Below are 12,526 nucleotides of genomic sequence, written 5' to 3'. Positions count from 1 at the left end.
ATCTTATCGGCGCTCGTTTCGCCCCCGGTCACGTTATGCTCTAGAACTCAAAGATCGAGCGGAATATGCCCGGCGCGATGACGGAGATTGGATTGACGATCACCTGCGGCTGCTTGGCGCTGCCCGCAAGCTTATAGGTAATTCCGATCAGGCCGCGATCACGCCCATTACCAAGCAAAGCGCCAACGATAGGGAGTTCTCCAAACAGCCGGTTGACGCCATAGGCAGGCATGAACGTGCCGGTAATCGACATATTGCCCTGCTTGTCATAAAGCGTTCCTTGAAAGGTGGTGCCGACAGTCGGGCCGCGCACCACGCCCTTGGACAGGTTCAGATAGCCGTTGCCCTTTTCAATCAGCGAGAAGCCACGTTCTATGTCAACACGCGAAACATCGATTTCGCGTTTTACAGCCTGACTTAGACTTGTTCCGCCGTTCGATGGTGAACTTGAAACGATTTTCGCAAGACGCGGTTCATTGATAATCGCGAAGTTGCGCGCATCGATCTGGCCACGCAATGGGCCATTGCCCTGTGCCGCCAGCCCAACCGTGATTTTGCCGCCGCGCATCTTGTCGTAAAAATCAAAGAAACGAAGAACTGCTCCTGCGTCGTTGGACTGCAACGAGATGGAGCGCGCATCGCCTTGATCGTTATTCGTGGCCACAAAGGGCTCCCCGGAAGACGTGACGGCATTGACCGACAAGCCCGAAACTTTGCTCCCCGAGCTTTCATAAGAAACAGCAACGTTGCGCAGCGTTTCACTGTTAAAGCCACTGACTTCATCGATCTGGGCACTGACAACCACGCGCGGATTGTCGGATTTATCACTGGCGCCCCCCTTCTCGCCCAGATCGGAAAACTGTTTGATGAGCGCTCGTGCATCGAACTGCGAACCACGCACATTGACCCGATAACCACCTCCGCTTTTGGTCGCCTTGACTGCGAGATTATCGTTTCTGTTCAAGCGTATTTCGCTGAAATTCGCCGATTGAAAGTCACCTTTTGCAATAGAAAGATCGCCCTTCGCTCCAAAGGCGTCGCCGGAGAAGACGAGATTACTAATGTCCATCCTGCTTTTATCGTCGCCGTTTTGAACCAGATCGAACGTCGCCTTAGCCGGTATACCCGCGCCCTTGCGCCAGCCGAGCCAGGGGAGATCAATCTGTGTTTTGCCGAGGTCGGCTGAAACATGGCGTTTACCACCTTGCTCCATGCCGAGATCAACCGACATGGGACCAGAAAAGATGGAATTGAGACCAGGAAAGACAGCATTGCGGGTCTTGTCGTCGATAGCCAACTTGACCTTCTGTTCGCGCTTGACCGGCCCGGAACGATCTACGGGTTCAACCATGTTGATCTGTGCAGGAACACCATCAAGCTTCGCGTCGGCAGTAATAATAGCTGCCGACTGATCGACTTTGATACTGCCCGTCGCATCGCTTACCGACGAACCAGCTATCTGCTTTGAAATATCCAGGCCGGTGAAGCCGATATCCGCGCTCCAGAGAAGCGTACCGGGCGGAGGGTCCTTGGAAACCGCAAAGTTCACCTTTACGCGCGACTTTACGTTGCCGGTCACGTCGTCAGGCAGAAACGGCACATTCTTTAGAACGTCGATCGGCTTGTTTCCGGCAACTTCTGCAATTGCCGAAGCCTCGCCGGAGACCCCCAGATCCAGTTCTGCAATCACCGGACGTTGCGGCCCCCAGGGAATGATCAGCGTACCGTCGGAAACATCAACCTTGCGATTATTTGGCGTGTAGGCCACACCATCCAGAAGTTTGATCGTTGTATAGGCACCACGAACCGATATTTCGCCATCGGCATCGCGCACAGGCGGCAACTCACCGACGACGTCAAAGCGCGTATCAAAAACTTTGAAGTCGGCTTTGATTTCATCGCCCGTCAGCGGCGGAGGCAGGCCCGGACCGTTGAAGCGACCACCTGCAAGCGAAATATCGATACGGCTGTCCTTCAGGGTTCCTCCGAAAAGGTTCTTTAAAACCCATTCACGTGCACCATCTGCCACATCAATCGGCCAAAGATGTTTGGCATCGGCAACCGGCATTTTGGGAATACGTAGCAAGAAAATCATTTCCGGCGAACCTGCGCCAAATCCCATGCTTCCCTGGCCAAACAACTCCCCGGTTTCCGTCTGCACATCGAGGTTGGCAAACTGGATGCGTTGCTGGTCCGCCAGATAACGCCCAGCTATCCGTGTAGCGAAGGACAATGGCGGATCGGTCGATTCCGAGGGCATGCTCGTCGCCGACGTTGTCAAAACCTCGAAGCGATACGTCGGTCCACCGGTATTGTTTTCGGTTTCCGGTTCTGGACCGAACGCACCGTTGAACTGTGCCTGTATTCCGCCAAGTTGCAGCCGTGACGACTTGATTTCAATTTTACGGCTACCAACCGTATGTTCGAGATTGAGACGAATACCACCACGCACATCCTCGACTTTGCCGAGTTGCATATCTATGCCGTCGACCGACAGTTCAGTCGCAAGACGCTCCGGCTGATCACCATCGGCTGCCGATCCCGTCAAGGATAAATGTGCCGATGCTTCCAACTCAAAATGGGCTGGATTGACGCGATTGCCGTTTATAACAGGTGCAACTTCTGGCGGAGAGCCCAATGACACGGGGATATTGCGGATATTGAGTTCAAAGCCGGAAAGACTGTTATCATCTTCATGGCGGTCGATCCTGCCGTTAAGTGCAATTTTCTTGCCTTTCCAGATGACGCTACCGGTGATGCCGATCTTTCCTCCACTTTCGACAAGGCGTGCCCGTTCGATATTCAGAACCTGCTGCTCGTCGCCGACCTTGAAAGCAATAGTACTGTTGAAAATACTGATGCCATGTGTTTCCTGCGCGCGCAAAAGCTCCAAACTGCGGCGCATTGCAGCGAAAAGCTCACCCGAAACGGCGTCGAAATCCAGAATACCATTTTCGTCGTAGGGCAGCGATTTCAAGAATCCTGGCCCTTCCGTTTCCGGCACCTCAAAGGAAACGCCGTCCACCTCAAGCTGAGCCACGCGCACCTTGCCCGCCAGAAGTGGCAATGGCGCCAGCCCTAGACGCACAGATTTGATACCACTGATTTCGACGCCTTGTTTCGGATCGGCGATCGAAACATCACGGGCTTCCAGCGCCACGTGGCTGTCCTGATCCAGCGACAGCGCTGCACTGCCAATGGAGGTGGATGCACCTTCACCAAGAATATGTGTCAGGCTTTTCTGCGCTTCATCGCGCAAAATATCGCTGTCAACACCGTTACGGAGGATTACAAAACCGGCGCCGATGATGAGAACCAGAAGAATACAGATCGACAAAGCTGCATGGGAACAGCGCAATAGCAATGAACGGCTCGACCGTACCGGGCCGGGCAAAAAGCCGTCTTCGCCGTCGGCGGCGAGGCGTTCGATTCTTTTCATCTCCCGCCTGCTGAAGCGGATCTTCTGCGATTTCTCTGTCAACAACCCAGCCAGAAAAAGAGTATGTTTCAATACGATCTTTTATCATTTACTTCATAAAGTGATCGTACTTGTCTGTTTTTAAATTACTTTCCACCCGTATCATACACTTGAAACGGCAGTCATGCGCCTCTCGGCCAGCAATATAATGAAGCCAGCATCAATGGTTGCACAAGCCTTACCTGAATGCGATAGCTCAAACTGTAACAGGTGGTTTCCATCCTAATCCACAAAAGAAAGGCACAGATATGGCTCATCCCCAAGTTGGCGATCCGGCACCCGATTTCACTTTGCCTTCGGATAATGGCGAAATCTCCCTTTCGTCCTTCAAAGGCAAGCCAATAGTTGTCTATTTCTACCCGAAAGACGACACTTCCGGCTGCACTAAGGAAGCTATTGCTTTCTCGCAACTGAAACCGGAGTTCGACAAGATCGGCGTTCGTGTCATTGGTCTCTCTCCTGATAGCGCGACAAAGCATGCTAAATTCCGCAGGAAACACGACCTAACTGTCGATCTTGCTGCTGATGAAGATCGCGTGGCGCTCGAAGCCTATGGCGTGTGGGTAGAGAAAAGTATGTATGGCCGCAAGTATATGGGCGTGGAGCGCACAACATTCCTGATTGATGCGGAAGGGCGTATCGCGCAGGTTTGGAACAAGGTAAAAGTCGATGGCCATGCCGAAGCTGTTCTGGAAGCTGCCCGCGCGCTTTGAAAAATGACAAGCAAGCTTTCCTACGAGCAAACGCTGCGCGGTAATGCCATTCGCGCCATATCTGCTGACAACCTCGACGAAAAAGTCCGACTGACAAGAGAAACCGCTGCTCGCTGGTTCGGGCGCACGCTGTCGATTCGTAGCCCCCTCGACCCGCCTTTGCCTGAGCGTCCCGGACGCCCTGAAAAGCCGGAACTCGTACCTCCCCGTATGTTGAGAAAGCGATCGCTCAACACGGAACATGGGCGTATCGCGCTGATGCATGCGCTTGCTCATATCGAACTAAACGCTATCGACCTTGCGCTCGACATCGTCGCCCGTTTTGCCGCCAAACAGATACCGCGCAGTTTCTTCGATGGCTGGATGAGAGTCGCCGACGACGAAGCACGGCATTTCATGCTGCTGCGTGATCGTCTGAGGTCGCTTGGGGCAGACTACGGCGACTTGCCCGCACATGACGGGCTTTGGCAATCGGCACACCAGACCCGCAACGATCTGGAAGCCCGCCTCGCTGTCGTACCGCTTATACTTGAAGCACGTGGTCTTGATGTGACCCCCTCTTTGCTTGAGAAGATGAATGAGGCCGGCGATCATGATACGGCAGCAATTCTTGATGTCATCTACAACGACGAGAAAACCCATGTCGCCGTCGGCGCTAAATGGTTTCGTTTCTTCTGCGCCCAAAACAAAATCGATCCGGCTGCTAGATTCCGCGAACTGGTTCGCGCCAACTTCCGTGGCGAACTCAAACCGCCCTTCAACGAGCTGGCGCGCGCCGAAGCTGGATTAACGCCATCCTTCTACCGCTCTCTGTCGCCGGTTTCTATCTAACCCGCACATCAAGAGCTTCTCCGTAAAAGTAAAAACTGCTCGAATGGCCCGCGCAAGCCTCGAATGTAAAAGTCTGTTAACCCTAATAAGTTGTAATCAAATGAAGGAACTGGGAAGGGGCATGCAGCGGGTATGATTGGGAAGCAGGCGAAAACATCGACCAAAAAGGTGTTCGGAGAGCGCAAGGAACCGCCTGTTCTGATTATTGCGCGCGGAGAGAAGATCAGCCATTTTACGTTCCGTCCATGGATGGCCGCTCTTGGAGGCGTTGCTTTTCTGACGCTTTCGGTGGGCTATCTTGGAGCAACCGCCTATCTGGTGCTGCGCGACGATCTGATGAACGCCGGTATCGCGCGTCATGCCCGCAATCAGCAGCTTTACGAGGATCGCATTTCGGCTCTCCGTACCGAAGTTGACCGAATTACCAGCCGGCAGATGCTTGATCAGCAGGTGATGGAGCACAAGGTCACAGAACTGATGCAGCGCCAGCGAACGCTGAACGCGCGCGACGGAAAACTTGCCCCTCTTCTGGAACGAGCCGCGCAAATGCAGCCCATGCCGGAAATCCCGAATGAAAGCGCCCCGACTCTTGAACAGCATAGCCAGCTTATCCCCGACGAAGCGATGGCGGGTCGCGATTTTCCGGGTATTGATCCAATCATAACCGGTCCCGTCCCTGTGAAATCGCAAGCAGGAAAGCCCGACCGTCGTGCTGATGCAGGCTCCATCGGGCTGCGCCTATCGGGTGGACCTTCGGGTGAATCGACACTTGAGACTTCCGACAAGATACTAGCCACGATCACCCAAAACCTTCATCGCATCGAAAGCGAGCAGAATACCAAGCTGCGCGTTCTGGTTGACGCAGCCTACGACAAAGCCGACAGCATTATCGACACTTTGAATACTGCCGGACTGCGTATCGAAACGCCAGCAAGTGCCGCCATGGGAATGGGCGGGCCGCTTATCCCGGTTTCGTCACCGGGTATGGTGATCAATGATTTTGACATGCAATTGCGCAATCTCGATGGCGCGCTTGATCGGCTTGATGAGGTGCGCAAACAGGTAAGCGCCCTGCCCTTAGCCAACCCGGCACCAGGTAAACCCGTTACCAGCCTGTTCGGTGTTCGTCGCGACCCCTTTCTCGGAACCGCTGCCTTCCACTCCGGTATCGACTTTCGCGCAGCCTACGGCCAGACAGTTAGATCTACCGCGGTTGGCAAGGTTGTGAAAGCTGGTCGTTTCGGCGGATATGGCAACATGGTCGAAATTGATCATGGCAATGGATTCTCGACCCGATTCGCCCATCTGAGCCGTGTACTTGTACGCGATGGCCAACAGGTTGCGGTCGGAACCGTTGTCGGCGAGGCAGGGAGTTCTGGACGCTCGACTGGTAGTCACTTGCACTACGAAGTTCGCGAGAACGGACGAGCGATCAATCCGATCAATTTCCTCAAGGCGGGTAAACAGATAGAACCGTTGCTCTGAGTTGCTGAAACGAGAAAACCCGGCCTTTGGCCGGGTTTCTGTATTTGATAACACTTGGCCGCGACCAATCAGTCGATATCGTCGATCATTTCGCCACCACCCTGGATACGGTGCGCCAGTGCCGCTTCCATGAAAGGCGTAACGGCGCCGTCCAGAACTTCCTGCGGATTAGTGCTTTCAACGCCGGTGCGCAGATCCTTGACGAGCTGATAAGGCTGCAAGACGTAGGAGCGAATCTGGTGCCCCCAACCGATCTCCGTTTTTGTGGCATTCGCCGCATCCGTCGCCGCTTCGCGCTTTTTCAGCTCCTCTTCGTAGAGACGAGCACGCAGCATCGACCATGCCTTTTCGCGGTTCTTGTGCTGCGAGCGCTCCGCCTGGCACTGCACTACAATCCCGGTCGCAATATGCGTGATACGTACTGCTGAATCGGTTGTGTTGACGTGCTGTCCTCCCGCACCGGAAGCGCGGTAAGTATCAATACGAACATCTGCCTCCGTAACCTGCACATCAATATTGTCATCGATAACAGGATAGACCCAAATGCTGGCAAAGGACGTGTGGCGACGGGCGTTGGAATCATAAGGCGAAATTCGCACCAGACGATGAACACCCGATTCCGTTTTCATCATGCCGTAAGAGTTGTGTCCCTTGACGAGAATGGTCGCGGACTTGATGCCCGCTTCTTCGCCTTCATGCACTTCCATCACTTCGACCTTGCGGCCATTGCGCTCGGCCCAGCGCGTATACATGCGCAGAAGCATCGACGCCCAGTCCTGGCTTTCCGTGCCACCGGCACCAGCATGCACTTCGACATAAGTGTCGTTCGCATCGGCTTCACCAGACAGGAGCATATCGATCTGGCGACGATCGATCTCTTCTTTCAATTCACGGATGGTGGTTTCCGCATCCTGAATGATCGACTTGTCGTCCTCTTCTTCGCCCATGGCGATGAGTTCGACACTGTCATTCAGTGTCTGCGTCAGATGGTTTATGCCATTGATGCTGTCTTCCAATTGCTGGCGCTCGCGCATCAGCTTCTGGGCTTCCTGTGCATCATTCCAGAGTGTGGGATCTTCAGCTCTCTGGTTCAGATAGCCGAGACGTTTAATTGCCTGATCCCAGTCAAAGATGCCTCCTCAGCAGGCTTATGGCCTGCTGGATTTCGTCAACCAGCGTCTCGATTTCCGCTCGCATGGGCAAATCGTTCCTTCAATATCAGTCTATTTATTTTGAGAAGCTGAACCGATCGTTACGAGGCTCAGACTTTCCGGCATGGACGAACAGTCCAAGCGCCGCGGACCATAGTGAGCACGCAGCACGGTGTAAAGCATAAAGCCCTGCTTTCCCGATCAGTAAAGTCCGCCAGAACCCGAGTTGATTGCACGTGTTGCCTGTGGTGACTGCGGCGCAACAGGAGAACCTTCGCGGAAGGTGCCCATGCCGATAACCGAATAGCTGTCCGATGGACCGGTCCCTGGCTTGAAAGCTTCCATGATGACATTCGGACCACCTGGATTGGCACGCATGCCAGTTTTGCGGTTGATCGCGATGACCGTCATGCCTTCCGGCACGCGGAAGTCGACTTTCGCCGTGCCAACCAAAGCCTGCTCCATGAAGGATTTGAACACAGGCGCTGCCAAACCACCACCGGTATTGCCACGACCAAGCGGCGTCGGCGTATCGTAACCCATGAAGACGCCGACCACGAGATCGGGAGTGAAACCAACGAACCAGGCGTCCTTTTCATCGTTGGTCGTACCGGTCTTGCCAGCAATCGGCCGATCAAGACTCTTCAAAATCTGTGCCGTACCGCGCTGGACGACGCCCTCCATCATCGACGTGATCTGATAGGCAGTCATGGGGTCGAGCACCTGATCGCGATTATCGATCAGCGTCGGTTCATCTTGATTTGCCCATTCCGGCGCATTGCAACCTTCGCACTGACGGGCATCGTGCTTAAACACGGTCTTGCCGTAGCGGTCCTGAATGCGGTCGATCATCGACGGCGTTATACTCTGACCGCCATTCGCAATTATGGAATAGGCCGTCACCATGCGCAGCACCGTCGTTTCGCCCGCCCCCAGCGCCATTGAAAGAACCGGCAGCATCTTGTCGTAAATACCAAAGCGCTCGGCATACTCAGCCACAAGCTTCATGCCCATGTCCTGTGCAAGACGTACGGTCATAACGTTACGCGACTGTTCGATGCCATATCGCAGCGTAGACGGACCGGAGAACTTGCCCGAATAATTCTTCGGTGCCCAGACGCCTAACGAACCACCTTGATCAACTTCGAGTGGGCCATCCAGAACCACTGAGGCAGGCGTATATCCGTTGTCGAGCGCGGCAGCATAGACGAACGGTTTAAACGAGGAACCTGGCTGACGGTAGGCCTGAGTTGCGCGGTTGAACTCCGATTCTGAATAAGAGAAGCCGCCGACCATGGCCAGGACACGGCCTGTATGCGGGTCCATGGCAACCAATGCGCCTTCAAGCTTCGGTGGCTGCTGCAGACGGAAACGGGATTCACCAGTCTTGGAGACGTAAATAATGTCGCCGACTTTCAGTACGCCTTCCGGGGACTTCGCGCTGGTACGCTTGCCAGCGATATTTACGACGCGCATCGCCCACTTCATATCTTCGGCAGCAATGAATGCGCGCTTGCGCTCCTTGCTGCGCGCACCCGATGCCTCTAGCTGCGGCTGCAAACCAATGTCTGCACCAGCTGCAGAAACATTGAGCACAATAGCGAGCTGCCATTCCGGCACATCAGCATAGGACTGCATGTCACCGAATGCAGTTCCCCAGTCATTGCCAAGCCCGACATTTTTCATCGGACCACGCCAACCGCGCGCTTCGTCATAGCGAATCAATGCCGCCTGCAAGGACCGCCGAGCTTCAACCTGTAGCTTCGGATTCAGTGTGGTGCGAACCGAAAGACCGCCTTCGTAAAGCGCATCCACGCCATATTTCTGGATTATCTGGCGGCGCACTTCCTCGGTGAAATATTCCGATGCGAACACATAATGAGCGTCTGAACGTTCCTTCACACCGAGCGGCTGCTTCTTGGCTTCAGCCGCTTCTTCAGCCGTGATGTAACCGTTCTCGTTCATCCGGTCGATCACCCAGTTGCGGCGTTCAATAGCGCGCTCTGGCTGACGGAATGGATGATAATTGTTCGGGCCTTTAGGCAGGGCAGCAAGATATGCGCTCTCTGCGATGGAGAGTTCACCGACCGACTTATCGAAATAGGTCAAAGCCGCGCTGGCAATACCGTACGAACCGAGACCGAAGAAAATCTCGTTGAGGTAGAGTTCGAGGATGCGGTCCTTGGAATAGGCCTGCTCGATGCGCATCGCCAGAATGGCTTCCTTGATCTTGCGATCATAAGTCTGCTTCGATGTCAGAAGAAAATTCTTGGCAACCTGCTGTGTGATCGTCGATGCGCCAACCGGACGGCGACCGGAGCCCATATTCTTGACGTTTGTTATCATGGCTCGGGCAAGACCCGCGAAATCGAGACCATGATGTTCGTAGAAGGTTTTATCTTCAGCAGAAACGAAAGCCGCTTTAACGCGGTTTGGCACGGCCTGTATCGGCAGATACATGCGGCGTTCCCGTGCGAATTCCGCCATCAGGCTGCCATCCGCAGCATGAACGCGTGTCATCACGGGTGGCTCGTACTTTGCGAGCACCTCATAATCTGGCAAATCCTTCGTGAGACTTCCGACGTAAAGGGCAACGCCACCTGCCACGAGGAGCATCAGCACCGTTCCGATCCCGAAGAAATATCCGATAAGCCTTACCATAAATGCGGAATCCTGCCTTCAGATTTTTGTATGATAAGGGTTCAGCCATGAAAGCCAACCCTTTAGCCCAATATGCCCTATGGCAACCATCGGCTTAGTGACCAGCAAATGAGTCAAAGGCAAGATGGTTTAGGTGTTTTTACCAATTTAACACGGTCACTTTGATCTGCACGACGAAAAACCGCAAAACTGTTGCATGCATGCATCTTATAAGCGGGAGCAAATTAAAGAAATCTCCTTGGTTGCCCCTACCCTTTACTCATGTTGGCAGGATGTTTCAATGTTTCGAACGCCTTGACCGCAATCGCCAAGCGGTCCGCAAGCTTCTTGCGCCATTCGGGATTGCTGATGAGTTTCTCATCCTCGGCATTGGACAGATAACCAATTTCGATCAGAACGGACGGCACATCCGGCGCGCGCAGCACCTGGAAGCCTGCAAAGCGATGCGGGTTATTGATGAGATTCACCTGCCCTTGCAGGGAATGAATAACCTTTTCGGCAAAACTCAACGAGAATGTATGCGTTTCGCGCCTTGTGAGGTCGAGAAGAATGTCGGTGACCTCGGGTTGCTCCTCTGGCACCGCGCCTGCGAGAGCGTCAGACTTGTTTTCACGCTCTGCCATGGCGCGCGCGACAGAGTCCGAAGCCTTATCGGAGATTGTATAAACGGTCGCGCCACGAATATCGTGTTGGTTGATCGTATCAGCATGGATGGAGATGAACAAATCTGCTTCGTGCTGGCGGGCAATACGCACTCGTTCTGACAGACGCAAAAAAGTGTCATCGTCGCGAGTCATCAACACTTTAATGTTCTGGTCCTGCGCCAGACGATCCCTCAACTCTCGCCCGAAGGCGAGCGTCAAATCTTTTTCCTTTATGCCACTAAGGCTCTCGGCACCACTATCGATACCTCCGTGTCCGGGATCGATCATAACTGTGAAAGGTCGAGCCGCTCCATTCTTTGCAGATGCTTGAACGGGTTTTTCACTGCGATCCGTGGAACTTGTTATTTCGGTGCGCTCCTTCAACAGGTCCGCAAACTCACGATCCGAAGTCGCAACAATATCAGCCACAAGGCGATAGCCCGATGCGCTTTCATTCTTCAGAACGCGCAGCCCCTCGACCTTGAACGGGCCTCTCAGCGTAAGAATGAGGCGCGAACGCCCCTTGCCCACCAGCCCATAACGAACCCGAGTTACGAGCCCCCGTGCTTCCAAGCTCTTATCATCGAAACCGAACCGCGTTTCTGGCAGATCAACAACAAGTCGATGCGGATTGTCGAGAAACATGGTCGACAGCTTTGGCTCCCGATCAAACATGATGACAATGCGCGTTCGAAGATCATCGCCAGCCATACGGAACGTCAGAGCTGATAACGGAGATGTCAATCGATCGGCAGCGGAAGCGGACACCGCTTGCAAAAGCAAAATCGACGAGAGAACAAACAATGCCAGGAGGCATCGTAAGCCCGACAATCGTGTCGTTGCGTTATCAGCGCTTCGAAAATGCATCGGCTGCCACAATCAAGAATCTCATTGAATGACCGGTATCAGAAACTGCCATACCGGCACGCTCGCCCCAGCACCATCTCGCCCGAATATCCATAAAACACTCGTACAGAACTATAATTAATGAAGGATTTCCAGCCGTAATTCGACCCTGAACACGACCTATACTCAGCTTTCGGCAAAATTGAGATGCGAATGTCAGATGATATTCGTACTTGTCATCGTTCAAACGACGCCATAAAAGCTATGAAAGGTTTTGGGTGAACTATCAGAATCGTTTGCCGGTTCTCTAAACGAGCCGCAAGGAATAATAGTGAAAACAGCGGCATATTTATTCGCCGCCCCCGATAACCAGCACAGAATTCAGCGGAGATGTGGCTCCCCCGCCCTCCGTTTCTATCGGCCGACTGCGCATCTTTAAGCGCTGTCGCCAACGCTCGAAAAGAGCAATGAGGTCGGCCCGGCTTTTTCGGGTCATATATGAGGTCGTTTCGTTCGGAACAGCTATGGGTCAAGCAAGACTGACCACTGCAAGCCTGAAGACCGTGATCGCCACGAGGCCATCGCGCGCGGAGGCAGCAGCTTTTATTCCGGCGAACCCAGAACCATCCGGCAGACGCAGCGCAGTGAGTACGACAGCCCTAAGGGTTTCGTCCGGCGCACGCGTTTTGCGTCTTCTCGCCGGCAGGAAAGACAATA

The 12,526-nt window shown here is 53.9% G+C and carries 8 protein-coding genes; 3 read left to right on the top strand and 5 right to left on the bottom strand.

What is annotated here, in order from left to right; genetic code table 11:
• Nucleotides 1-40: 40 nt before the first annotated feature.
• Nucleotides 41-3,439 (bottom strand): DUF3971 domain-containing protein, encoded by a 3,399-nt coding sequence (locus FJQ48_RS14875; RefSeq protein ID WP_139975766.1) that lies wholly within the window; start codon nt 3,437-3,439, stop codon nt 41-43.
• Between the two features lie 287 nt (nt 3,440-3,726).
• On the opposite strand from FJQ48_RS14875, the gene bcp reads away from it, so the two are divergent.
• From bcp to FJQ48_RS14860, 3 genes are all read left to right on the top strand, one after another.
• Nucleotides 3,727-4,191: a thioredoxin-dependent thiol peroxidase gene (bcp, locus tag FJQ48_RS14870; protein WP_139975765.1), complete on the top strand. Its 465-nt coding sequence runs from the start codon at nt 3,727-3,729 to the stop codon at nt 4,189-4,191.
• Between the two features lie 3 nt (nt 4,192-4,194).
• Nucleotides 4,195-5,022: a ferritin-like domain-containing protein gene (locus FJQ48_RS14865; RefSeq protein WP_139975764.1), complete on the top strand. Its 828-nt coding sequence runs from the start codon at nt 4,195-4,197 to the stop codon at nt 5,020-5,022.
• A 132-nt stretch (nt 5,023-5,154) separates the two neighbouring features.
• The gene (locus tag FJQ48_RS14860) at nt 5,155-6,507 is read left to right on the top strand and encodes a M23 family metallopeptidase (RefSeq protein ID WP_139975763.1); all 1,353 of its coding nucleotides are present in this window, start codon (nt 5,155-5,157) and stop codon (nt 6,505-6,507) included.
• 68 nt (nt 6,508-6,575) lie between these two features.
• On the opposite strand, the gene prfB is transcribed toward FJQ48_RS14860, so the two are convergent.
• From prfB to FJQ48_RS14840, 4 genes are all read right to left on the bottom strand, one after another.
• Nucleotides 6,576-7,704 (bottom strand): peptide chain release factor 2 gene (gene prfB / locus FJQ48_RS14855; RefSeq protein WP_139975762.1). Its coding sequence is split into 2 segments (ribosomal slippage): nt 6,576-7,634 and nt 7,636-7,704, totalling 1,128 coding nucleotides; the frame shifts between segments, so codons are not numbered across the junction.
• Nucleotides 7,705-7,859: 155 nt separating this feature from the next.
• Nucleotides 7,860-10,319 (bottom strand): penicillin-binding protein 1A, encoded by a 2,460-nt coding sequence (locus FJQ48_RS14850; protein WP_139975761.1) that lies wholly within the window; start codon nt 10,317-10,319, stop codon nt 7,860-7,862.
• Nucleotides 10,320-10,567: 248 nt separating this feature from the next.
• Nucleotides 10,568-11,674 carry an N-acetylmuramoyl-L-alanine amidase gene (locus FJQ48_RS14845; RefSeq protein ID WP_247870389.1) on the bottom strand — a complete coding sequence of 369 codons (1,107 nt, stop codon included), beginning with the start codon at nt 11,672-11,674 and terminating at the stop codon, nt 10,568-10,570.
• Between the two features lie 664 nt (nt 11,675-12,338).
• Nucleotides 12,339-12,524, bottom strand: coding sequence for a hypothetical protein (locus FJQ48_RS14840; protein ID WP_139975759.1), 186 nt, complete (start codon nt 12,522-12,524; stop codon nt 12,339-12,341).
• Nucleotides 12,525-12,526 lie beyond the last annotated feature (2 nt).

Source organism: Ochrobactrum sp. CGA5 (assembly GCF_006345815.1).
Lineage (GTDB): Bacteria > Pseudomonadota > Alphaproteobacteria > Rhizobiales > Rhizobiaceae > Brucella.
This window is presented reverse-complemented; position numbering and strand designations above follow the sequence as displayed.